The 25,750-nt window shown below is 26.5% G+C and carries 22 protein-coding genes; 15 read left to right on the forward strand and 7 right to left on the reverse strand.

The features are described 5' to 3' along the window. The first annotated feature begins 88 nt into the window (after positions 1–88). A complete protein-coding gene (locus AACH12_RS03145; protein WP_338536623.1) occupies positions 89–586 on the forward strand; it encodes a hypothetical protein in 498 nt (165 codons plus the stop codon). Between the two features lie 117 nt (positions 587–703). Here AACH12_RS03145 and AACH12_RS03150 read toward each other — a convergent pair whose 3' ends face one another. Beyond that, the gene (locus tag AACH12_RS03150; protein WP_338536624.1) at positions 704–2,236 is read right to left on the reverse strand and encodes an HD domain-containing phosphohydrolase; all 1,533 of its coding nucleotides are present in this window, start codon (positions 2,234–2,236) and stop codon (positions 704–706) included. 83 nt (positions 2,237–2,319) lie between these two features. After that, positions 2,320–4,212, reverse strand: coding sequence for an ABC-F family ATP-binding cassette domain-containing protein (locus tag AACH12_RS03155; protein ID WP_338536625.1), 1,893 nt, complete (start codon positions 4,210–4,212; stop codon positions 2,320–2,322). Between the two features lie 199 nt (positions 4,213–4,411). On the opposite strand from AACH12_RS03155, the gene AACH12_RS03160 reads away from it, so the two are divergent. After that, positions 4,412–4,843, forward strand: coding sequence for an MOSC domain-containing protein (locus AACH12_RS03160; RefSeq protein ID WP_338536626.1), 432 nt, complete (start codon positions 4,412–4,414; stop codon positions 4,841–4,843). Between the two features lie 3 nt (positions 4,844–4,846). On the opposite strand, the gene AACH12_RS03165 is transcribed toward AACH12_RS03160, so the two are convergent. Beyond that, complete coding sequence (locus tag AACH12_RS03165; RefSeq protein WP_338536627.1) at positions 4,847–7,096, reverse strand: diguanylate cyclase; 2,250 nt, start codon at positions 7,094–7,096, stop codon at positions 4,847–4,849. Between the two features lie 555 nt (positions 7,097–7,651). On the opposite strand from AACH12_RS03165, the gene AACH12_RS03170 reads away from it, so the two are divergent. Further along, entirely contained in the window at positions 7,652–8,077 is a 426-nt protein-coding gene (locus AACH12_RS03170) for a universal stress protein (RefSeq protein ID WP_338536628.1), read from the forward strand. Positions 8,078–8,160: 83 nt separating this feature from the next. Here the strand turns inward: AACH12_RS03170 and AACH12_RS03175 are convergent, their stop codons facing one another. Continuing rightward, a complete protein-coding gene (locus AACH12_RS03175; RefSeq protein WP_338536629.1) occupies positions 8,161–8,904 on the reverse strand; it encodes an NADPH-dependent oxidoreductase in 744 nt (247 codons plus the stop codon). Positions 8,905–9,159: 255 nt separating this feature from the next. Here AACH12_RS03175 and glgB point away from each other — a divergent pair, with 255 nt between their 5' ends. The 6 genes from glgB to pulA are packed head-to-tail and all read left to right on the forward strand — an operon-like array spanning position 9,160 to position 19,057. After that, the gene (glgB, locus tag AACH12_RS03180) at positions 9,160–11,046 is read left to right on the forward strand and encodes a 1,4-alpha-glucan branching protein GlgB (protein WP_338536630.1); all 1,887 of its coding nucleotides are present in this window, start codon (positions 9,160–9,162) and stop codon (positions 11,044–11,046) included. After that, positions 11,039–12,178: a glucose-1-phosphate adenylyltransferase gene (locus AACH12_RS03185; RefSeq protein ID WP_338536631.1), complete on the forward strand. Its 1,140-nt coding sequence runs from the start codon at positions 11,039–11,041 to the stop codon at positions 12,176–12,178. The genes glgB and AACH12_RS03185 overlap by 8 nt, the downstream gene beginning before the upstream one ends. 2 nt (positions 12,179–12,180) lie before the next feature. Next, entirely contained in the window at positions 12,181–13,293 is a 1,113-nt protein-coding gene (gene glgD, locus AACH12_RS03190) for a glucose-1-phosphate adenylyltransferase subunit GlgD (protein WP_338536632.1), read from the forward strand. 19 nt (positions 13,294–13,312) lie between these two features. Further along, a complete protein-coding gene (gene glgA, locus AACH12_RS03195) occupies positions 13,313–14,740 on the forward strand; it encodes a glycogen synthase GlgA (protein ID WP_338536633.1) in 1,428 nt (475 codons plus the stop codon). A 9-nt stretch (positions 14,741–14,749) separates the two neighbouring features. Continuing rightward, positions 14,750–17,164, forward strand: coding sequence for a glycogen/starch/alpha-glucan phosphorylase (locus tag AACH12_RS03200; protein WP_338536634.1), 2,415 nt, complete (start codon positions 14,750–14,752; stop codon positions 17,162–17,164). Positions 17,165–17,191: 27 nt separating this feature from the next. Continuing rightward, entirely contained in the window at positions 17,192–19,057 is a 1,866-nt protein-coding gene (pulA, locus tag AACH12_RS03205; protein WP_338536635.1) for a type I pullulanase, read from the forward strand. A gap of 60 nt (positions 19,058–19,117) precedes the next feature. Here the strand turns inward: pulA and AACH12_RS03210 are convergent, their stop codons facing one another. Next, the gene (locus tag AACH12_RS03210; protein WP_338536636.1) at positions 19,118–19,837 is read right to left on the reverse strand and encodes a GGDEF domain-containing protein; all 720 of its coding nucleotides are present in this window, start codon (positions 19,835–19,837) and stop codon (positions 19,118–19,120) included. 362 nt (positions 19,838–20,199) lie between these two features. Here AACH12_RS03210 and AACH12_RS03215 point away from each other — a divergent pair, with 362 nt between their 5' ends. After that, positions 20,200–20,379 (forward strand): hypothetical protein, encoded by a 180-nt coding sequence (locus tag AACH12_RS03215; RefSeq protein ID WP_338536637.1) that lies wholly within the window; start codon positions 20,200–20,202, stop codon positions 20,377–20,379. A 23-nt stretch (positions 20,380–20,402) separates the two neighbouring features. After that, complete coding sequence (locus AACH12_RS03220; RefSeq protein WP_338536638.1) at positions 20,403–20,660, forward strand: SHOCT domain-containing protein; 258 nt, start codon at positions 20,403–20,405, stop codon at positions 20,658–20,660. A 194-nt stretch (positions 20,661–20,854) separates the two neighbouring features. On the opposite strand, the gene AACH12_RS03225 is transcribed toward AACH12_RS03220, so the two are convergent. Continuing rightward, complete coding sequence (locus AACH12_RS03225; protein ID WP_338536639.1) at positions 20,855–21,697, reverse strand: FTR1 family protein; 843 nt, start codon at positions 21,695–21,697, stop codon at positions 20,855–20,857. Between the two features lie 164 nt (positions 21,698–21,861). Between AACH12_RS03225 and AACH12_RS03230 the strand changes: the two genes are divergently transcribed. The 4 genes from AACH12_RS03230 (at position 21,862) to AACH12_RS03245 (ending at position 25,221) form a co-directional block, all read left to right on the forward strand. Next, the gene (locus AACH12_RS03230) at positions 21,862–22,287 is read left to right on the forward strand and encodes a nucleoside recognition domain-containing protein (RefSeq protein ID WP_338536640.1); all 426 of its coding nucleotides are present in this window, start codon (positions 21,862–21,864) and stop codon (positions 22,285–22,287) included. Further along, on the forward strand, positions 22,288–22,764 hold the full coding sequence (locus AACH12_RS03235; RefSeq protein ID WP_338536641.1) for a nucleoside recognition domain-containing protein: 477 nt from the start codon (positions 22,288–22,290) through the stop codon (positions 22,762–22,764). 211 nt (positions 22,765–22,975) lie between these two features. After that, a complete protein-coding gene (locus tag AACH12_RS03240) occupies positions 22,976–24,427 on the forward strand; it encodes an amidase family protein (protein ID WP_338536642.1) in 1,452 nt (483 codons plus the stop codon). 107 nt (positions 24,428–24,534) lie between these two features. After that, positions 24,535–25,221, forward strand: a complete 687-nt coding sequence (locus AACH12_RS03245) for a response regulator (RefSeq protein ID WP_338536643.1) — start codon at positions 24,535–24,537, stop codon at positions 25,219–25,221. Between the two features lie 38 nt (positions 25,222–25,259). Here the strand turns inward: AACH12_RS03245 and ilvN are convergent, their stop codons facing one another. Then, positions 25,260–25,742: an acetolactate synthase small subunit gene (gene ilvN / locus AACH12_RS03250; RefSeq protein WP_338536644.1), complete on the reverse strand. Its 483-nt coding sequence runs from the start codon at positions 25,740–25,742 to the stop codon at positions 25,260–25,262. Positions 25,743–25,750 lie beyond the last annotated feature (8 nt).

Here is a 25,750-nt window from a genome sequence, read left to right on the forward strand (position 1 = left end):
TAACATACTTGTGACAAATGAATCCTATAATAAAGTTAAGCTAAAGCTAACAAATAAAGCTTAATAAAAATTTTAGGAGGAAAGAATTATGAAGATTAAAAAATTTACTGCAACATTATTAATAGGTGTTATGGCTTTAGGATTTGGTGCATTATCATTTGCAGATACTCCAGCTGAGACTTATGCAAACTTAGCGGGGACTACTGTAGAAAATGCATTTAATGAAAGATCAGCTGATAAGACATTTGGGCAAATGGCTGATGAAAAGGGATTCTTAGAAGAATTTACAAAAGCTATGTTAGATGATAAAAAAGAATGGTTAGATTCACTAGTTGAAAATGGAACTTTAACGAAAGAAAAAGAAGATGAAATACTTGCAAAGATAGGTGAAGATTGTACCTTGAACCCTGGTTCACAAAGAGGCATTATGAGAGAATATGGACTTTCTTATGGAAGAGATAATAATATGGGTTTAAGAGATGGATCAGGCTTTGGAAGAAAAAATAATAGTGGATTAAGAGATGGATCAGGAAGAAGTAATGGAAGAGGAAATGGATTTAGAAATGGAACTGGAAGAGATAAGTAATGAATAAATAAAATAATTTTATTTTAAAAAAGTAATAAAAAAATGATATGATAAATCTTTTAGTAAGATTATCATATCATTTTTTTATTATCTAATTACTAAAAGTGAGTATCAAAATTATTCGTTCTTAATAATATTTATAAATATATCTACTAGTTCGGGATTTAATTGTTTACCTTTCTCTTCCTTCATAATAGAAATTGCGTTGTTTTTTGTCATTGATTTTCTATAAGCTCTATTACTAGTTAGTGCATCATAAACATCAGCAACAGCAATTATTTGAGCAATAAAAGGGATTTGATCTCCCTTTAATCCTTTAGGATAACCCATACCATTATATTTTTCGTGATGATATAAAACGCCATCTTTTATAAATTGATTAAAATCCGAATTCTTGATTATTTTATAACCTTCTTCAGGATGTTTTTTTATAATTTCATATTCTTCTTTCGTTAATTTTCCTGGTTTGTTTAATATGGCTGATGGTACAGAAATTTTTCCTATATCATGGAATTTGCCTGCAATTTCAACACTTTCTAAATCGTCATAATTTATTACTTTTGCAATCCTAAGTGCGTGTTTAGAAACATTGTGACTGTGTTCATGTGTATAAGAATCGTTTACTTCCATTGCGTTTACTACAAGATCAATCATTTGAAGGTATCTATAATCAATTTGTTCAATTTTATTTTCAATATTTGATGACATATTATTTATAGCAGTTGATAAATCGGTTAATTCAGGTATAAAAGTATTGTTTCTACTATAAAGTTTTTCATTAAAATTACCTTTCGAAATTCTTTTAATTATTTTAATTGTTCCTGTTAAATATATAGATATTTTTTTAAAAAAATATAACTCAGTTGTGATAACAAATGTTGAAAACAAAAATATAAGCATTAGCAAATTATAGTGATGCTTTTTAAATAGATAGTTATATATTGGTAAATTAAAATTAATATTAACAAATGCACTATTTTCACCATATTTTACAGGTATAGAAACTTTAATAATACGAAAGTCGTGCGTAAAAATATTTGGGTATTTAGCCAAAGGAGTAATTGAAATATATGTTATTTGATTTTTTCCAAGAATATCTTTTAAAGTGTCAAGTTCTTTTGTATCGATTTTTCTTCCGACTGCATAAATTCCTAAAGGTCTTTTAAGATCATTACTTAGAAATGGTGAAGAATTCACAAAGTAAGCCAAAGAATCTTTCCATAAAATTATATTATTATTATTATTGTCAACTAATGTTGAATTATAAATACTAGAGTTAATAAATAAATTTTTTAAATTTGATCCGTATACCTCTTGATAGCTTTTATCTTCATTACTAATAAACATAAAATCAATATTTAGTGCATTACTTTTAACTACGTATTCAGTTGCGTTTTCTTTTAGCCATGCCTCATTTTTCATAAGTAAGTTTTCTTCAGCTTCACTCCAGTAAGCATTATTTTCTAGAATTGAATTTAGATCTGAATTAATTTTACTAAAAAAATAATTAGTTTGGTCTGTTTTTTCATTTACAAAATTATTTAATATCTCATCCCAAGCTTTATTATTTATATATGAAGTTGTTATTATAATGAATGTTAGTGCAATTACCATAATGTAAATTATAATTTGTCTTATGTTTTTATACATATAGACCTCCAAAAGTAATGAAAGATAAGAATTAAAATTAAAAATAAGGATATTTAGTAAATACCCTTAAATAAAGCAAGTAATCAATTTTGATTTTCGATTTTTTCATTTAGTTCATATAAATATTCATATCTTTCCATTTTATCTAAAAGTTCATTTTCAATGATGCTTTTTTCGTTTTGAAGTTTGCTTAGTTGTTCAAAATCACTTGAATTATTAAGCATTTCTTTGTCAACTATCTTGATTTTATTTTCTAAGTCTTCTATTTTTGCTTCAATTGATTCAAATTCTAGTTTTTCTTTATAAGTAAATTTTAATTTCACATTTTTAGCTTTAGCGGGTTTTGTTTTAACTATTTTTTCTTCACAAGATTCTAATAAAACTGTATTTTCAAATCTCTTATAGTCGCTGTAATTACCATTGTGTTGAGTGATTTGTCCATTTTTATAGGCAAAAATATTTTGACAAGTTCTATCTAAAAAATACCTATCATGTGAAACAGCTATAACTACTCCACTAAAGTCATCAATAAAAGCCTCCAATACATTTAATGAATCAATATCCAGGTCGTTTGTAGGTTCATCTAGTAAAAGAACATTTGGTGAATTCATAAGAATTTTTAGTAAAAATAAACGTCTTTTTTCTCCACCTGAAAGCTTAGAAATAAATGTCCATTGCATATCGCTAGTGAAAAGAAATTTCTCCATCATCTGAGAAGCTGTAATTTTAGTTCCATCAATTGTTTCAATAAATTCAGCAGTTTCTTTTATATATTCAATTGCACGCTTTGAATTATCAATTTTTTCGGAAACTTGAGAAAAATATCCTATTTTAACAGTTTCACCGATCTCTATTTCTCCAAATGTTGGAGAAAGTAAACCTGCAATTATATTTAATAATGTTGATTTTCCGCTTCCATTATCTCCAATTATTCCAATTCTATCATTTCTTAATATATTATAAGAAAAATCTTTAATAACAATTTTCTCTTCAAAATTTTTAGAAATATTATTTATATTTATTATTTTTCTACCAAGTCTTGATTGAAGAAGTGCAATATCAATATTATCTTCTTTTAGATTTACTTTGCCATTTTCAATTTTTTCAAACCTTTGTTTTCTTGCATTTTGTTTAGTGCTTCTAGCCTTGCAACCAGCTCTCATCCACTGAAGTTCTCTTTTATACAAGTTTAGCCTTTTTCGTTCACTTGATTTAGCCATTTCTCGTCTTTCTAAGCGTTTTTCGATAAAAAACGAATAATTTCCAGGATATGAGTATAGAGATCCTTTTTCAAGTTCAATTGTTTTATTAACAACTCTATCAAGAAAATATCTATCATGCGTAACCATTAAAAGTGCACCTTTTCGTGTTTTTAAATAATTCTCTAGCCAATCTATTGTATCGTTATCCATGTGGTTGGTTGGTTCATCTAAAATAAGAAGATCGCATGGCGTAATAAGAGTACTTGCTAGAGCAACTCTTTTCTTTTGACCTCCAGAAAGTGTGTTCATTTTATCACTAAAATTCGTGATTCCAAGTTTTGAAAGAATTGTTTTAGCGTTACTTTCTGCGCTCCATGCATTTATTGCAGTCATTTTGTCGCTTAAAAGTGAAAGTGATTTTTGATAATTTTCATTTAATGGTTCTTTATTTAATTTATCTATTGCAATTTCATAGGATTTAACTAATTTAATTATTGGAGCTTCACTTTTAAATATTTGTTCAAGTACAGTAATATTAGGTTCGAATTCAGTGTCTTGATTAAGCATCTCTATAGTTATATTTGGGATCATATTGACTGCTCCAGAATCAGGATAGTTAATATTAGCAATTATTTTAAGAAGTGTTGATTTTCCAGTACCATTGATTCCAATTACACCTATTTTATCTCCTTCGTTTACAGTAAAAGAAATATTTTTAAAAAGATTTTTTTCTCCATAGCTTTTACTTAAGTTTTCTACTTTAATTATATTCATTTTTCCACCTATACTTTGTATTTTTCAATGTTTTAATATTTTATAAATTTTAGTAAGCTTTAAGCCTTACAAATATTAATTATATCATATATAATTATAGTTACATCATCTTGAAATGATGAAATTTTTATTATTGAAATCTAAAATAATTAGTATCTAAAATATTATAATAAATTAATACACTAAAAGGAGTTTTTTTATGAAAGCAAAGGTACTTTCAGTAAATTTGAGTGAAAAAAGAGGTACAAATAAATATTCTGTTAAAAAAGGAAATTTTATTAAAAATTATGGCTTAGAAGGCGATGGGCACAGTGGAGATTGGCATAGACAAGTAAGTATTTTTGATATATCTAGTCTAAGCACTATGAATAAAAATGAAATTAGACTATGTAATGAAACTTATTCAGAAAATATTACAATAGAAGGAACAAATTTATGTAAGGAAGAAGTAGGTACAAAGGTAAAAATAGGAGAAGCTATATTTGAAATCACTCAAATTGGCAAAGAGTATATAAAAGACCCACTTCTACATACAGAAAGAGAAAAAATAATGCATGAAGAAGGAGTCTTTGCAATTGTAAAAGAAAGTGGAATTGTTAAAAAAGGTGATTCTGTAATAATAATTAAATAAAATTTATAATTGAGATGAGATAGTTATTTTATCTCTTCCTTTTTTATACTCTTTAGATCCACATATTTTACATCCATTAATAAAATCGAAATTTATTTTAGAACTAAATCCACAATTGTTACAAAAGGAAGTTTTTGATTCATAAAGAGCATCATCGGATATTTTAATTAAATAATTTGCTATTTTTTCTCTAAGTATATTGTTTTTATTCCAATCTATTTTCGAATCTTTTGACGGAATAAAAAATTCTCTTAAATCGTTAATTTCAAATTTTCTTTCAATTTCATCTTTATTATGAAATAAAGATGAAATACCGAAGCTAAAAGTAAGTGTAATATCATTAAATATAGAAAGAGATTTTATATTATTAACTTCATTTTTAAATTTGTCAATAAATAGAATAGAATCGTTTACGTTGCAGTCTTGAAGAATTACTAAGAATTCATCTCCACCATACCTACATGCAATATCATATTTTCTTGTTACAATATTTAAAGAATGTCCAACTATTTTTAATATTTCATCACCAATTAAATGTCCATAAGTATCATTTATTGTTTTAAAATTATCTACATCGAAAAATATAACACTGATATTTTCGAAGGTTCTTTTGGATAATATTCTATTAAATTCGTTGATTGCAGTATTTTTATTAAGGTTACCCGTTAGAAAATCTATATTTGATTTATTTATAGCTTTTTTTAGAGTCATGTAATGTTTTAGAGTAAATGATATGGTATCAATAAATTTTTTTTCTTCTATTGGTTTATTTAGAAAAATTATATTTTCATTATTAAATTTTTCTTCGCTATTATTATTCAATATAGAAGAAAGTAATACAATCGTAACAGAAGAAAGGTTAGGAGAATTTAGAATAACTTTTTGAAGTTCTGTTATTTTATTTTTATACTCTTTAAAGTCACAAATTATAATATCAGGATGATAATCGTAAATTGAACTAATTAAGTAGCTTTTATCGGATATTAGTATGAAATTTTCGAATCCATATTTTAATAGAAAATTCTTTAGAATCTCGATAATATAAGGATCATCATCTGCCAATAAAATTATAGATTTTTTATATTCAAAATGGTTATTTTTCTTAGAAGGAATTAATACTCTAATTTTTTCCTTAGAATTTTTAGTAAATTCTTTATTAAGCAACAATTCGATATATTCTTTTTCATATATTTTTGCAATATCATCTTCATCTTTATTTATTTCACTTTCATTTATATTAAGGTGCTTATACCCTTTTGGAAGATAAATAGTAAAGGTTGAACCAAGGTTCTTACCGTCTGAGTGGACAAAAATGTATCCGTTTAAAAGTGTGATTAATTCTTTTGAATGCGACAATCCTATACCATATCCAGCGTATTTATCATAAGTATTTAATTTTTTATATCTAATAAATAAATTGGATATATCTTCTTTTGAAAGGCCTATTCCGTTATCTTTTATAGAAATTTCAATATTATCAATTCTGTCTTCAACTTCTATTGAAAGTTTTAATTTTTGATTAGCTCTGAATTTAATTGAATTTGAAAGTAGGTTATTTATTATTTGTTCTAATTTTTCTTGATCGCTGTAAAAATTTTCAATATCCTCATTTGGAAGTGATAAGGTGAATTCAATGTCCTCATATTGTAAATTTGATTTGTAAATATTATATAAATTTGTAATAAAGCTCTGTAAATTTATTTTTTTAATATTTAGAGGTAATTGAGATGTGTTTATTTTACTAATTTCAATATATTTTTTTAATTTTGAGGTAAGAATTAAGGCTGTTCTATTAATATTATCGAATGTTTGAGTAACTTCAAAATTTAAATTTTTATTACAATTATAATCAATACAATATTTGCATGATGCACTTATGTTAGCTAATGGATCTATAAACTCATTAGTTACATTTTCATAAAATCTATTTTTAAAAGAGTTAATTTTAAGTAGTTCTTGTTTTGAATATTCAAGTTCCTTTTGGTTGAAAAATTCTTTTTTTGCAGTTAAATATCTAAAATTAACTGCTAAACCATTGAGGAATATTAATGAAATACCGTAAAAAATAAGTATATGAAAAGTAGTAAGATTTATAACAGGACTTATTATTATAATTTCACAAGCAATTAAAAGAAGTGAAAGAGTGGTTAATATATAAAAATATAAAGGTCGCCATAAAATGAAAGTTGAACTGACAATTACAGTTAAACTAAAACCTAAAACATAGTATAAAAATACATTTTTTGTGTACATAAACATAAAAATAATACTAGACTGAACTAAGAGAATAGAAAAAAAGGCAAATTCATTGATGTATTTTTTATATTTATTTTGTCTGATAAATATTAACATTATAAATAAGATAGAAGAAATTAAAAATCTAATTGTAAAGAAAATATTACAATTATCTAATAAAAGTGTGCAGTCAAAATATATCCAACTTAAATAAGAAATTGTAAAAATTAAAAATAAAATGTAAGTTAATTTAAATGTTCGTTTTTTTAAATATTTATGAAAATCTTGACTATTTATAATTGTAAAGTTGTCCATTATATCACTTCCAATATTAAGTTTATTGTAATAATTTTCATAATGTAGAAAGTTTTACTCTTGTGAGAAAAAAATTACACAAAGTACAACTGTATATTGATATTGTATCATATCTTCTTATGTGTGTAAATACAAGCGATAGATAGTATATGAAATAAAAATATACACTATAATTTATCAAAATAATGTGTAAAAATTTTAAAATTGGGTATAAGTAAATTATAAATATTATTCATATTTTATTGGGAGATGAGATAATTGAAAAAAATATTAGTGCCAATTGATGGAACACTGATTGAGGAAAAATCACTTAAAATGGCAAAAGATGTTGCTGAAAAATTTAATTCAGAGGTGATTATTTTATATGTAAAACTTCCACTAAAATCAATATTAGATCCTGAAAAATTGATTCAAAATGAACTAGTTGATTTTGGCGAAGAAGATAATTCTATTGAAATTGTTGAAACTGCTAGAAAAGAATTTGAAGGTAGTTCAAATAATGTCAAAGTATTGATTGTTGAAGGAGATCCTGCATCTACTATTATTGATATTTCTGAAAGCGAATTATGTGATGTAATTATTATGAGTACACATGGTATGGGGAAATTGAAAAGATTTTTCCTTGGAAGTGTAACTAATAAAGTAGTACATCATGCTACTATACCGGTATTAATTGTAAGATGATATATTTTAAATTTTAACAAAATAAAAGCGGAAAAATAGAGATATGTTCTATTTTTCCATTTTTTAGTTGTTAGTAATTAAATTTACTCACATTTTAGTCCTTGCTCTTTTAAAGTCCTGCTTACTTTTGGAAAATAAACCTTATTATAAGTACTTGATATGGAACTGCTCCAATCATGTATGTTTTGTGTATTAGGCCTATTTTTCATATATTCGCTTATTGTTTTATCATAGTCGTCAATATAACTATTAATGTTTGAATTATATTTTTCTTGGTGCACAACAGCTTCTTTAGGAAGTCTAGGTTTTTTATCGGGTATATTTTCTTCGACTGGATATCCAATACATAAACCAGCCATTGGATATACGTATTTTGGTAATTCAAGTAATTCAATAATTTCATCTGGACTCATTCTTATACCACCAATACAAACTGTTCCAAGACCTAAAGATTCAGCAGCAACTATTGAATTTCCCATAGCTAGCCCAACATCAATGCTGGATACTAACGTTCCTTCCATGTTGTTGCTAATAACTAATTCTTCATCATTCTTATCAGCCGCAAGTTTTGCTCTATAGTAATCTGCAAGGAAAAGCAAAAAAATTGGAGTACTACTAATCCAAGGTTGTCCACCAGCTAATTTAGCAATTTTATCTTTAGTAGTTTGATCTTTAATTACAATTATACTCATTTGTTGACCGTTAATAGAAGAAGGTGCAGCTTGAGCTGATTCTAAGATTGCACTAAGTTTATCTTCTTCAATCATTTGATTTGTAAAGCTTCTAATTGATCTGTGGTTTGTAATACTTTTAATAGTGTTATTCATTATTTAACCTCCATTTATTAAGTTTTAATTAATTTAGTATAGATATATAATTATTAACAATGTAATAATAACATTTATTTAATCATATGTAAATGAAAATGATTATCAAATTCAAAAGTTTACAAACTATTCACAAACACTTATAAATGGCGTATAAATATAAAAGAAAATTACTAAATACACAAAAATTTAGACATATATTCCTTTAAGTGTAGTATAATTAATTCAAGTTTATTAAAAAGATGGAGGTGTAATATGCTAAGTACTTTTATAAAAGAAAAAGAACTAGATATATATTTATATAATAGCGGGAAAAATTTTAAAAGCTATGAACTTTTTGGATCACATTTTGTGGAACGTAGTGGAGTTAGGGGAAGTGAATTTGTTCTGTGGGCTCCAAATGCAAAAAAAGTTGAAATTGTAGGAGATTTTAACAAGTGGATAGGTGAAAATCACCAAATGATTTTTCATGAATCTACAGGTATTTGGTACTTGTTCATTCCAAATTTTAATGAATATGAATTATATAAATATTCGATTTATACTTCAACAAATCAAGTAATTTTAAAATCAGATCCATTTGCATTTTTTTCAGAAATAAAACCTAACACAGCTTCTATTACATATGAAATTGACGGTTATAAGTGGAATGATAAAAAATGGTTAAGTAGAAATAGAAAAAAAAATCATTATAAAGAACCGATGAATATTTATGAGGTGAATTTGAATTCTTGGAAATTTAGTGACGATAATAATTATTTGTCATATATTGAACTAGCAAAAGATTTGGTTTCTTATGTAAAGAATAACGGCTACACACATGTAGAGATTATGCCGGTAATGGAACATCCTTTTGATGGATCGTGGGGATATCAAGTAACTGGTTATTACTCAATAACATCAAGATATGGAAGGCCAAAAGAATTTATGTATTTGATAGATGAATTTCATAAGAACAATATAGGGGTTATTTTAGACTGGGTACCTTGTCATTTTTGTAATGACGAACATGGTATTAGAATGTTTGATGGAACTAAGCTTTATGAACATGTAGATAAAAATATTTCAGACAATGAGATATGGGGAACTACAAATTTTGATTATGCTAAAAATCAAGTAAAATCATTTTTAATTTCAAATGCTATGTTTTTCTTTGATAAATTTCATATTGACGGACTCAGGGTAGATGCAGTTGCGTTTATGTTATATCAAGGTTATACAACAGAAAAAAGTGAAGTGAATATAAATGCAGTTGAGTTTTTAAAGCTTATGAATAGTGAGATTTTTAGTAAATATCCAAGCGCTCTAATGATTGCTGAGGAATCAAGTGCATGGCCAAACGTTACAAAACCTATTCATGATGGCGGTCTTGGATTTAATTTTAAATGGAATATGGGCTGGATGAACGATATGCTTAAATATATCGAAATGGATTTTGATATGAGAAAAAATAATCATAAGGCAATTACATTCTCTATAATGTATGCTTTTACTGAAAATTTTATACTTCCCTTGTCACATGATGAAGTTGTTCATGGAAAAAAATCTTTGCTTGATAAAATGCCTGGAGATTATTGGCAAAAATTTGCTGGACTTAGAATGTTCTATGGATATATGTATGCATATCCAGGTAAAAAATTATTATTTATGGGTGGTGAAATTGGTCAATTCATTGAATGGAATTATGAAAGAGAGATTGACTGGTTTTTAAAAGAGCATGAAATGCATAGTAAAATAAATTTATTTGTGAGTGAACTTAATTCACTGTATAAAAAAGAAAAATCATTTTCTATAAACGATGATACTTATAAAGGTTTTGAGTGGATAGATTATTCAAATAATGAACAAAGCATAGTTTCTTTTATTAGAAAAGGAAATAAAGATAATCATATAATTGTCATCTCAAATTTTACTCCTAAAGTTTACAAAAAATTTGAGTTAGGAGTACCTACTTTGGGTATGTATGAAGAGATTATGAATAGCGATTATTCTAAATATGGTGGGTCTAATTTTTCTGAGAATCAAAATATAAGAACTATTATTAAATCTAATCATGGAAGAAATCAATCAATTATTATTGATGTAGCACCTTTATCAACGATGTATTTAAAATATAAAGGGAGGAAAAAAACAAATGACTAGTTTAAAAAAGGAAATGATTGCTATGATACTTGCAGGTGGTCAAGGTTCAAGGCTAAAAGATTTAACATTAGATATTGCTAAACCAGCTGTTCCTTTTGGCGGGCGTTACAGAATTATTGATTTTGCTCTGAGTAATTGTGCAAATTCAGATATAGATACAGTTGGAATTTTAACTCAGTATGAGCCTTATATACTCAATACACATATTGGAATTGGTATACCTTGGGACTTAGATAGACTAAATGGAGGAGTAAGAATTTTACCTCCATATATAAATAGAAAAGGCGGAAGATGGTACAAAGGTACAGCAAATGCAATTTATGAAAATATAAATTTTATAGATAAATATAATCCCGAATATTTACTTATTTTATCTGGAGATCATATTTATAATATGAATTATTGGGATATGCTTAAATTTCATAAAGCGAGTAAATCTAAACTAACAATTGCAGTAAAACCAGTTAATATTAAAGAAGCATCTAGATTTGGTCTTGTTGTAACAGATGAAAAAAGTAAAATAGTAGGTTTTGAAGAGAAACCGGAAAATCCAACAACTACGCTAGCTTCAATGGGAATATATATTTTTAATTGGAAAATTCTTAGAAGAGCTTTAATTGAAGATGAAGAAAATACAAATTCAGATAATGATTTTGGAAAAAATATAATTCCAAAACTTTTAAATGAAGGATTAAATCTTTTTGCATATGAATTTGATGATTACTGGAAAGATGTAGGTACAGTTGAAAGTCTTTGGGAAGCAAATATGAATTTGTTAAGCGGTGATGATAAAATTGAACTCTATGACCCTAAGTGGAAAATATATTCTAAAAATATGATAAGTTCTCCTCAGTATATTTCTAAAGATGCAAATGTAGAGTCTTCATTAGTAACTGATGGGTGCGTAATTGAAGGAAATATTAAAAAATCTATTATTTCTACTAAAGCTCGAATTGGAAAAGGTTCAAATATTATAGAGTCTGTTATCATGCCAAATGTTGTTGTGGAAGACAATGTATATTTGTATAAAACGATCGTTATGAATGATGTGATTGTAAAAAAAGGCACAAAAGTTGAAGGTACTACAGAAAATATAGTTATTGTAAAAAATAGTGAAGAAAGTGAGGGTTAGTTATGAGTGAAATGATGGGAATTATTAACTTAAGTGCCTCAACTGAAAAGATAAAGCAACTTACAGAAAAACGTTCTATTGGAACAATAAATGTTGCTGGAAGGTATAAAGTTATTGACTTTGTTTTATCTAATATGGTGAATAGTGGAATTACAAATGTTACAATTAGTACAATTGAAAGAGCAAGATCCTTATATAATCATATGGGATCAGGTAAGTACTGGGATTTAGATAGAAAAAAAGATGGATTATCTATTTTTTATAATGAAGAATCAAATTTAGATGTTGTTAAAAAAAGAGGGGATATAGAAATATTTAAAAGCATGTTAAATCATATAAAACGATCGAATAATAAATATGTATTAATGTCTAGAAGTTATATGATTTGTAATGTAGATTATAAAGAAATGTTAAAATTTCATAAAGAAAAAGATGCTGATATTACTATTTTATATAAATCTATGAATAATCATGTTAAGAGATTTGTAGATTGTGATACAGTTAGTCTTGATGCAAATAGTAAAATAGTGAGTATGGGTAAAAACCTTGGGAAAAAAATTAATTACAATATTTCTCTTGAAATGTATCTATTAAAAAGAGAATTACTTATAAAATTAATAGAAGATGCAATTCATATTGGTGAGGTTAATTACTTTAAACAAAGTTTGCTCGATCAAGTGGGTAAATTAAATGTATATGGTTACCAGTACAGAGGATATTTAGCATGTATTAATTCAACTAAAAATTATTATAGAACTAGTATGGATTTTTTAGATATTGATGTTCAAAGTGAACTATTTAATATTGAAAAACCAATTTATACAAAAGTAGAAGATTCTCCGCCAACTTTTTATGGAAATGACTCATATACTACAAATTCTTTGATAAGTTCTGGATGTATAGTTGAGGGAGTTGTTGAAAATTCAATTTTAGCCAGAGGTGTTCATATTAAGAAAGGAGCTATTGTAAGAAATAGCATCATTATGAAGGATGTTACCGTTAATGACACAGCGAGTATAAATTATGCAGTACTCGAAAACGGTGTTGAAGTTGAGAGAAAGCAAACGCTATGTGGTGATAAAGATCATCCATTTGTAATAAGCAATAATTATTAGTTATTATATGGAGGAATTTATGAAAGTTTTATTTGTTTCTGCAGAAGTTGTACCTTTTAGTAAGACAGGTGGACTTGCAGATGTTGCTTATGCACTTCCAAAAGCATTACGTGATAAAGGAATAGATGTAAGAATAATGAGTGCAAAAAATTTTCACTCAAAAAATATAGATTATTATGAAGATCATATTGTGAGTAAAGATGTTGAAGTAGGATGGAGAAAGCAATATTTGGGTATTACTTATGTAGAGTATGATAAAATGCCATTTTATTTTATTGACAATGAGTATTATTTTAAGCGTGATAATTTATATGGATATGAAGATGATGGAGAAAGATACTCTTATTTTTGTAGAGCAATTCTTGAAGCAATTTCAGTAATTGATTTTAAACCAGATATTATTCATATTAATGATTGGCACACTGCAATGGTTCCTTTATTAATGAAAAAACACTATTCACATATAGATAAATTTAAAAATATAAAGATTGTCTATACTATTCATAACTTAAAATATCAGGGTGTTTTTAATAGCGAAGTATTGCATGAACTATTAAATCTAGATGATGAGGAATTTAACTCTGGAAGCATAGAATTTTTTGGAAATGTTAACTTTATGAAAAGTGCTATAAACTTTGCTGATGCAGTTACTACGGTTAGTAAATCTTATGCAGAAGAAATTAAAAATTCATATTATGGCGAAAATCTTCAAGATGTAATTCGTGAAAATGATTATAAACTATTTGGTATAACAAATGGTATAGATTATAAAATTTATGATCCAAATATAGATAAAAATATTAGAAAAAATTATTCTTATAAGAACTCATCGTATAAATCGGAAAACAAACAATATTTACAAGAACTTGTTGCTTTGCCAAAACACAAAACTATTCCGTTAATTGCTATGATTACGCGTTTAACAGATCAAAAGGGTTTAGATTTACTTGAATGTATAATGGAAGAATTATTAACACTAGATATTCAAATGATTATACTTGGAACAGGGGACAGTAAATATGAAAATATTTTAAAAGAATTTGCTTATCGTTTTCCTGATAAATTAGCAGTGAAAATTGAATTTAATGAATCATTCTCACATCAAATTTATGCAGGTGCAGACATGTTTTTAATGCCTTCTAAATTCGAGCCGTGTGGACTTAGTCAAATGATTTCACAACGCTATGGAACTGTTCCTATTGTTAGAGAAACAGGAGGGTTAAAAGATACTGTTGCTCCTTATAATAAATTTACAAAAGAAGGAACTGGTTTTAGTTTTGAAAGTTATAATGCACATGAAATGCTTTTTTCAATTAAAAGAGCTATAGAAATTTACTCAAATAAAAAAGAATGGAGAGATTTAGTTAAAATTATTATGCAAATTGATTCATCATGGAAAAAATCAGCGAGCATTTATGCTTCTGTTTATGAGGATTTAGTGAAATAGGGGTGCAATATGGGTATTCTTAAAGATACATTTAAGATTGATTATGTAAAAAAATTAACAAATAAAAGTGGAGAAGATATTGAAAAAACTTCAAATTGGGATCAATATAATGCGCTTGCAAGTCTAGTTAGAGAATATTTGACATCTGACTGGGTAAATACAAATGATCGATATAATGAAAAAAAATCAAAACAAGTGTATTATTTTTCCATTGAATTTTTAACAGGAAGGTTTTTACTAAATAATTTAGTTGGAATCGGCATTAAGAATATAGTTGAAAAAGGACTTAAAGAATTAGGATTTGATTTAGAAGAGATAATAAGTGTAGAAAAAGATCAAGGACTTGGAAATGGCGGACTTGGAAGACTTGCCGCAGGATTTCTTGATTCTATGGCAGCCCTTTCGATTCCAGGTCACGGGTGCGGAATAAGATACAATTATGGTCTTTTTGAACAAAAAATAATTGATGGTTATCAGGTAGAATTTCCAGATGCTTGGCTGAAAGATCGTAATGTTTGGGAAATAAAAAAGCTAGATAAAGCTGTTGAAGTACATTTTTATGGTGACGTAAGGATAGATTCTAATGGAAAATATTATTTAGAAAATACATCTCCAGTTCTTGCTGTACCATATGATACTCCAATAGTAGGATATAAAAATGATGTTGTAAATACTCTTAGACTTTGGAGTGCTCAGGTTATTAATAAAGAATTTGATTTTTCAAAGTTTTCGCGCGGAGAATATATGAATGCATTTAAGAAAAAATATGATGTGGAATCAATTTCTCAAGTTTTATATCCAAATGATTCATATGACGAAGGAAAAATATTAAGACTTAAACAAGAATACTTTTTTGTATCAGCAGGAGTTCAAGGTATAATAAGATCCTTCAAAAAAATGGGCATTCCTATTAATAAAATATATGATTATGTTAGTATTCATATTAATGATACGCATCCAGCAATGGCAATAGCTGAGCTTATGAGAATTTTTATTGATATTGAAGATTTATCATGGGAAGAAGCATGGGATATAACTTTGAAGGTCTGTTCATACACAAATCATACAATTCTTTCAGAAGCTTTAGAATGCTGGCATGTTGGTATTTTTAAAGAATTATTACCTAGAATATTTATGATTATTGAAGAAATTAATAGAAGATTTTGTAAAGATTTATTTGATATTTATAATAAAGACCAAAATAAAGTTAATGATATGGCAATTATAAGTGATGGTATAATAAGAATGGCGTATTTAGCTATTGTTGGTAGCCATAGTGTGAATGGTGTTGCAAAGCTTCATACAGAAATACTTAAAAATAAGGAATTGCATGATTTTTATACAATATTTCCTGCAAAATTTAATAATAAGACTAATGGAATAACACATAGAAGATGGCTTCTAAATGCAAATCCTGATTTATCAAATGTGATTACAAAATATATTGGCGATTATTGGGTTAAAGATGCACTAAATCTTAGAGAATTAATAAAGTATATTGATGATGAAAAGTTTCAAGATGAAATTGAAATAGTGAAACAAAAAAATAAAGATGCATTAGCTGACTATATATTAGAACATAATGGAATTAAAGTTAATACAAAATCAATTTTTGATGTACATGCAAAAAGATTACATGAATATAAAAGACAAACTTTAAATATTTTACATGTTATGTTTTTATATAATAAATTATTAAAAAATCCGGATTTGGATTTTGTGCCAAGAACTTTTATATTTGCCGCAAAGGCTGCACCAAGCTATTACATTGCAAAGCAAACAATTAAACTTATTAATACTGTTGGAGATAAAATAAATAATGATAAAAGAATTAAAGATAAAATTAAAGTAGTGTTTTTAGAAAACTATAGCGTATCTTTAGCAGAAATTCTTATACCAGCGACAGATGTGAGTGAACAAATTTCTACGACAACAAAAGAAGCTTCAGGAACTGGAAATATGAAATTTATGATGAATGGAGCAGTTACAATTGCAACACTAGATGGAGCAAATGTTGAAATTCATGAGGAAGTTGGAACGGACAATATTGTTCTTTTTGGATTAACTGAAGAAGAAGTTTACGAACTTTATGAAAAACATGAATATAATACTCAAGCAATAATAGATGAAGATCCAAGACTTAAAGAAGTACTTGATCAATTGAAAAATGGATTTCTAAGTGAAGATAAAGAATTATTTCAGATTATTTATGACTCACTTGTTTATAATGATGAATATTTTGTTTTAAAAGATTTTGATTCATATGTAAAAGCACATGAAAGAATAGAAAATTATTATCTTGATAGAGAACGCTGGCTTAAAATGTGTATTATTAATATTGCACATTCAGGAGTTTTCTCAAGTGATAAAACTATTTTAGAGTATGCAAGTGGTATTTGGGAAGCTCAAAGAGTTCCAAAATAATAGTAGAATTTAAAGAAAGTGAGAATTATGAATAAAATAGAAATAAATAAAGAAATGCTAAAAGAAACTTATGGAGTGAGTTTTGTAAAAGGGACTACTATTTTTAGAGTGTTTTCTCCTAGCTCTAAAAGTATTGAAATTTGCATTTATAATAATCATAATGATGTTAGAAGAAAAGTAAAAAAATTTACTAGAAATGAAAATGGAATTTGGACTATTAAATTTAATGAAAATCTTGAAGGCAAATATTATACTTATTTAGTTGATGACACATATGAAGTTATTGACCCATATGTACATTCTACAAATGCTAATAGTACAAAAGGAATGATAATTGACGCTTCAAACGTTAATCCATCTGGTTTTATGGATCATGAAGTTCCAAAGACTCTTAAGCCAACAGAATCTATAATATATGAACTTCATATAAAAGATTTTTCTATGGATTGTACAAAAGAATTTAAAAATAATGGGAAGTATTTAGCTTTTACTGAAGAAGGTCTTAAGTGTGAAGGCGAAAAAATTGGAATTGATCATTTGATTGAACTAGGAATCACTCATGTACATTTACTTCCAGTGTATGATTTTTTAACTGTCAATGATTATAAAGAATGTGACTATAATTGGGGATATGATCCTTATTTATTTAATTCTTTAGAAGGATCTTACTCTACTAATCCTGAAGATGGAAAAAATCGAATAATTGAATTTAAGAAAATGATTATGGCTCTACATAAGGCAAATATTAGAGTTATTTTAGATGTTGTTTATAATCACACTTATTTTTCAAAAACTTCAAATTTTCATAGACTTATGCCTTATTTGTTTCATAGATTCGATAAAGAAGGTAATTTTACAAATGGTTCAGGTTGTGGATGTGAATTAAATACTGAAAATGAATTTGTAAGAAAATTTATAATAGATTCTTTAAAATTTTGGTTAAACACTTATAAAATAGATGGATTTAGATTTGATTTGTTTGCTCTTTATGACGTTGAAACAGTTAAACTAATAGAAAATGAATTGAATAATATTAGAGATGGCATATTACTTTATGGTGAACCTTGGACAGGAGGTTTATCTTCCTTGTCTCATGAAAAACAGTTTATAAAAGGAATGCAAAAGGGGAGTAAAGTTGCCTTATTCAATGACGACTTTAGAAATGAAATAAAAGGGAAAAATGGAGGAATAAGTTCAGGATTTGTAGGATCGTTAAATTTTGACAAGAATAAAATATTTGCAGGTTGTTTTGGAAGTATACATTTTGATGAAAATATTTTTGGATATACTCAAAATGCATCAGAAACTATAAATTATGTGTCTTGCCACGATAATTTAATATTAATGGATAAGATTTCAAAATGCTATCCAAAAACTAACTTTGAAGAGAAACAAAATATGAATGCACTTTCGCTTACCTTTGTGATTTTATCTTTTGGAGTTCCTTTTATTCAAGCTGGAACAGAATTTTTAAGAAGTAAATATGGCTATCATAATACCTATAACCATAGTAATTTAATAAATAAAATTGACTGGAATTATAAAAAAAACAATAGACATGTTTTTGATTATATAAAGGAGTTAATTAGCTTTAGAAAATCTCAGAAAGTTTTTTCAATTAATGAGGAAGAAGATTTAAAGAAAGTTATTAAAATAGTAAAAAGTGAAAAGCATACTATAATATATGAAATAAGTAGTTTTTACCAAGAAGACTATGAAAAAATATTAATAGTTTATAATGGATCATTTGAAGATAAGGTTATTAAATTAGAGAATGATGGTTATGTAATGAAAATAGATGGGGCTCTTTACTATGAAAAAAGTTCTAAAATTAAAAATGGAGTGCTAAATTTACCCAAATTATCAGCTGTTATTTGTGTAAAAGAAAGCTAGCAATAAGCAAAACGAAAATTTACGTATTTATAAAATTTTCGTTTTGTTTTATTAATGTTATCAATATGAAATTTTATTTTTGCCAGTTGTTTTTGATTCATATAGATGCTTATCTACTCTTTTTAGAATTGAACCATAAGTATCTTCTTTATTTGGTTTAACAAAACCAAAACTAGCAGTAATATGAATTTCAGTATTTTCGAGTATTATTGGAGTGTCACTTATACTTTCTTTAAGTTTATTTGCCACAATTATTGTTGACTTTAAGTTAATTTTATCAAGTAGAATAATAAATTCATCCCCACCATATCTTGCTACCCAATCAATATCTTTTCTTATTATTTTATCTAAACGTTTTGAAAATTCCTGTAAAACAAAATCACCAGCAAGGTGACCATAAGTATCATTAATATATTTAAAATTATCAATATCGCAAAGAAGTAAAGAAAAATCTTCTTTGAAATTTTGAAAAAAAGCTAATTTATAGGGAATTCTTTCATCAATAAATTTTCTATTATAAACTCCAGTTAAAGAATCAGTAACAAGTTCAATATTTCTTTTTTTTAGTGTTTTTGTTATATCTTTATAATCTAATATATTTACAGTAGAAATAACGTCTTCGTTTTTTACATGTCTAAGTAGCTCTAAAATAAAAGTTTTATTATTATATTTGATAGGTGAAGTTGTAACCATAAAAGCATATTTACCGTTATGTTCTATTTTTATATATGACTTACCAGTTTGAATTGATCTAGTAGATATGCAATTTTCACAAACCATATTTCTATTCCAAAAATTATAACAAAATTTATTACCATCAATTAAAGTGATTTTCTTATCAAAACCTTTAAAAAAAATAGTGTCATAAACTTCTTTTGTAATAGGGTCAACTATTCTAGCAATATCGTATATATTTTCAAGTAAACTTAAGTCTTTTATTATTTCGTTAATTTTAATATGAAGCCCTCCTTAATTATTTTGATTTTTAGAAATCTTAAAAACGTTATAACCAATTATATAAGTATATTCTATACAATATTATACTATAATTCAAGAAATAAAATAGTAGTAGTCATATTTGTGCCATATTTATTAAGTACTATTTAATTATTAAATAAATAAAGCTGAATGGAGGAGAAAGCATGCTTGTACCTATTTTACTTATTGGAGGAGTATCAATTTATTTTTATACAAAAAATAAAAATGTTAAAAGTAATGAGGAAGTAAAATTTACATTAGAAGAAAGGTTAACTGAATATTTTATAGATGGCGAAATAAATAAGACAACATTTAGACAGCTGAGAGAAGTTCTAAAAAATTGATAATTAGATAAGGAGGAAGTAATATGATGGGATATGGCGGAAGATATTTTGGAGCTTATAATTGTTTTGACAATGGATGGATGATGATCATTATGGGAATGTTTTTTGTAATAGCATTAGTAGCATTTATATATTGGTTAAATAGAAACAAAAGAGCATTAGTAAATACTGATGCACTAGAAATATTGAAAATGAAATATATTAATGGTGAAATTAGTGATGAAGAATATATTCAAAAGAAAAATATTTTAAATAATACTAATAGTAAACATAGAATTTAATTTATCCGATGCCTTAGAGTTCTAATACCCCCACTTCTTAAAAAGGTTGGGGATAAAGAAGTACCTTATATGTATAGCTTAATAAAAAAAGCAGCGAAGATTAAATACCTTTGCTGCTTTTTACAGCTTATATATTAATATATAAGCTGTAAAATTATAATTGTAATTTTGTAATTTTGTAATTTATTAAATAATTAACTAGCTTTTTTTAGTAATACTTTGTTTTGAGAATTAGTTTTTTTCCATAATGATAACATATAAGCTGTAAACGAATACTGCAAAATAAACTGTATTACTTCAGGCTTAGAATACCATCCGAAAAGGACATATAAAGGCAAGCCAATAATTCCTGTTTTATGATTCAGAGCAGTATTAGATAAATTAAATAACTTTGTAAATAGAATATTGTCATTATTTAATAAGCCAAATGATTTTAAAGCAGACAATCCTTCGTGAACACTATATCCTAGTAAAAATCCTGCTTGGAGAATTAAATATAGTAAAGTAATAGAAAATAAAGTTTTAATATTAATCTTAATAAGAGAATAAAATATTAAGACAGTAAAAATAAGTGAAATGGAAACTCCTAAAATAATTGAAAACAAATCATATTTGCCAGCAAATGTAAATAATGAAATTTCGAGTCCTTCTCTCATCACCATCATAAACACAACTGCAAAAACTCCAAAAGAGGATAAATTAGATAAAATTTTATTTTCTGCGTGCTTTGCAAACTGTGATCCATTTTTAATCATCCAATAAATAAATACTACTATAAATCCTAGTGCAATAAAACTTGAAAGACTCTCCCAAAGTTTAGAAAATTCTGAAGTTTTGTCTATTGAATTAGTTACAAAATAAAGAGTGCCACCAAAAACAATAGATCCAATAATTCCAATAATAGCACCATAAATTGCGTTAATTTTTAATTCTTTCTTTTCAATTTTTCCGAGTAGCTGTAATATTACTGCAACTACAAGGAATGCTTCTAGTCCTTCTCTAAATCCCATAATTAATCCTGGTAAAAAAATATTCATATGCATCCTCCTTTTAATATTGATAATCATTATCATAATTCTTCTTTGTCATTATAATGAAAATGATTATCGTTGTCAAGTTGGAAGTTAAAAAAATATCAATTGACTTTATTTTAGATTATGTTAAATTTATTAGTGTTAAAGTAATTTAAAGAGGTGCATATATGTTTTATTTGTCTGTAAAAAATGGAATAAAAAAAGGTATAGAAACTACTATTATGTTGGCTAAGGTACTTGTACCTGTATATTTTGTTGTAACATTTCTAAAATATACTCCCTTACTTGATTTTGTAGCAAAATTTTTTGAACCTCTGATGAAAATTTTTGGTCTACCTGGTGAAGCTGCAATAGTACTTGTTTTAGGAAATTTTATTAATATTTACGCTGCAATTGGAGCAATAACAGCACTTACTTTAAATATATATCAAATAACAACACTTGGACTTATGATTTCAATTAGTCATTCTTTACTTGTAGAAACAGCTATTATTAAAAAAGTTGGTGCAAAAGGATGGAAAGTAGTGCTAACTAGAATATCTATTTCACTTTTATGTGGTTTAATTATGGGTCTAATAGGAGGCGGTATCTAAATGGATATTTTAATGATAATTAAAGAAGCCTCTTTAGGAAGTTTTTTTTCAGTGATCAATATAGCGAAAATAGTAATTCCTCTTATGATCATTATGGAATTTGGCAGGAATTATAGAGTTATTGATAAAATTAGTGGATATTTTGAACCTTTTACCAATAAAATTGGTATGACTTCTAAGGCATCATTTCCTTTACTTGTAGGACTTATTTTTGGTATATCTTATGGATCGGGAGTTTTAATTCAAAGTGCGAGCGAAGGAGATTTAACTGAAAAAGATCAAATTCTTTTAGTTACATTTTTAATAATGTGTCATGCTGTATTTGAAGATACACTTCTTTTTGTAGCAATTGGAGCAAAAGGTATGATGATTCTTATTCCAAGAATTATAATTGCTTTTATTTTGGTTTTAATAGTATCTAAAAGAATTTTAAATGAAGATGAAAACAGCAGAATAAGATTAAATAAATTTAGATAAATGAATTTCTTGGATTCAGATAAAACTATTAACTGATATTTATTGTTTTGAAATTGTAGAAAACAAATAAATATCAGTTTTTTATATATAGTTTTAATATATAAAGCATAAAAAGTTGTAATATATACATAAAGGAAATTAAAAGTAATTATCTAATTATATATATGAAAAGCATTAAGAATGATTGTTAAAAAAATACTCAGGGGGTATAATGGATAAATTTATTTTAGAGGAAACTACAATTAAGGAAATTCATAGAGCATTTATTGAAGGAACTTTAACTAGCACCGAATTAGTTGAAATGTATCTTAAAAGAATAGAAAAATTGGATGGAAAAGTTAATTCAGTTATTTTAATAAATCCTAAGTGTAAAGATGAAGCTAGGAAAATTGATAGCGATATTAAAAACGATGGAATTACAAAAAAACTTCAAGGAATCCCTATAATTCTTAAAGATAATGTTGATGTTAAAGGTCTTGTAACAACAGCAGGATCACTTAGTTTAAAAGAAAATATTGCAAGCGAAGATTCTTTTATTGTAAAGAAATTTAAAGAAGAAGGAGCAATTATTTTAGCAAAAGTTAATCTTCATGAATTTGCTATTTGGGGAGAGACAATAAGTTCTATTAAAGGTCAGACAATAAATCCATATGATTCATCCAGAACTCCTGGAGGTTCTAGCGGCGGAACTGGAGCTTCGATTGCACTTAATTTTGGGACGGTTGGCATTGGTACAGATACTATTAATTCTGTTCGTTCGCCTTCTTCTGCTAATTCACTTGTTGGTATAAGGCCAACGATTGGTCTTGTAAGCCGCGGTGGAATTGTTCCTTATTCATATACTCAAGATACTGCAGGGCCGCTTGCTAGAACAGTTGAAGATGCTGTTAAAGTTCTAGATGTTATAAGTGGATATGATAAAGATGATATAGTTACGTCGTGGTCATATAATGAAAAAAATAAAAATTATTTAAACCATTTAATAGTTCACGGTCTTAAAGAAAAAAGAATAGGAGTATTAAATAATTTTTTTGGAAAAGAAGAAATACATTATGAAACAAATGTAGCTGTTAGAGAAAGTATAGAAATAATGAAATTAAATGGTGCTGATATTATTCAAATTAATGATATTATTGATTCTGAATATTTAGTAAAAAATGTGAGTGTTCATCTTCATGATTTGAAAGACCATTTGAATTCATATTTAGAAAAACTTCCTAAAAATTTACCACATAGTGTTTCAGATATTCTAAAATCAAAAAAATATCATAGTGGTATTGAAGAAAATTTACAAAATGCTATGAAATTAAGTACTGATTCAGATGAGTATAATAAACGATTAGTTTTAAGAGAAAAAGTAAAAACTGATACAATGAATCTTTTTTCTAAATATGATTTAGACGCAATTGTATATCCTCATCAAAAACAATTGGTTTGTAAAATTGGAGAAAGTCAAAATGAAAGAAATGGTGTTTTAGCGTCTGTTACTGGATTTCCTTCAATCTGTATGCCATCTGGTTTTTCTAAACCTACAAAAACTTCACCTTTAGGAGTTCCAATTGGCTTAGAATTATTAGGAACACCATTTAGTGAAGAAAAACTTATTGAAATTTCCTATTCATTTGAAATTTTTTCAAAAAAAAGACAAAAACCAAAATTGTAATCGAGTTCTCAGTTTAAAGGGGTGTATTTACCTTTTAGACTGAGTATTTTTTGTATAATATATTTCTATGATATAATAAAATTACTATTGAATGAAAAGAGGTAAATATGAGTAAAATATTAATTGTTGATGATGAAAAACATATTGTTGAACTTTTAAGTTATAATTTACAAAATGAAGGTCATGAAGTATTAGTAGCATATGATGGTGAAGAAGCAATTGAAGTCATAAATAAAAATATTCCGGACTTAGTATTACTTGATCTTATGCTTCCTAAAATCAGTGGTATAGATGTATGTAAAAAAGTAAGATCAAATGAAAAAACAATGGATATATCTATAATAATGATTACAGCAAAAAGCGAAGAAATTGATAAAGTTATTGGACTTGAAATTGGTGCAGATGACTATATAACGAAACCATTTAGTGTAAGAGAACTTCTTGCAAGAATTAAAGCACTTCTTAGAAGAGTTAATAGAAAAGTAGTTGAGAATAAAGAAAATGTATATAGTGGATATGGAATAGAACTTGATATTGATAAGCACACTGTTTTTATGAACGGTGAAAAAATCGACTTAACTTTTAAAGAATTTGAGCTTCTTAAAATACTATTTGAAAATAAAGGAAAAGTTTTAACTAGGGATCATCTACTTGATAAATTATGGGGATATGATTACTATGGTGACACAAGAACAGTTGATGTTCATATTAGGCATTTAAGAAAAAAATTAGGAGAAAATAAAGGCAGTGAAATTATAGAAACTGTTAGAGGGCTTGGTTATAAAATAAGTTAAAAAAACACTGGAAATTACATATAATTTCCAGTGTTTTTTTAGATACTTTTTTTCTCGATTCCGGTAATACCAGAACGTACAAATTCAATAATTCCAAATGGTTTTAAAAGTTCAATAAAACTTCTAATTTTATTTTCGTTTTCAGTAAGTTCGAGTGTTATTTCGTCGCTAATAACATCAATTATTTTAGCACCAAAAATACCTGCAACATCAATTATTTGATATCTATTTTTTGCACTTGATTTAACTTTTACTAGAATTAATTCTCTTTGTATTGAGTTAGAATAATCAAATTCGGTAATTTTAATTGTATTTATTAGTTTATTAAGTTGTTTCTTGATTTGTTCAAGAGTAGGTTCATCTGCGAAAACAACAATTGTCATTCTTGATATATTTTTATTTTCTGTTTCTCCAACAGAAAGAGATGTAATATTGTAACCTCTTCTAGAAAATAAGCCAGAAACTCTGCTTAAAACTCCGGAATTGTTTTCTACCAAAAGTGAAAGTACATAATTTTTCATAAAAACCT

Source organism: Helicovermis profundi (genome assembly GCF_033097505.1).
GTDB classification, from domain to species: Bacteria; Bacillota; Clostridia; order Peptostreptococcales; family Acidaminobacteraceae; genus Helicovermis; species Helicovermis profundi.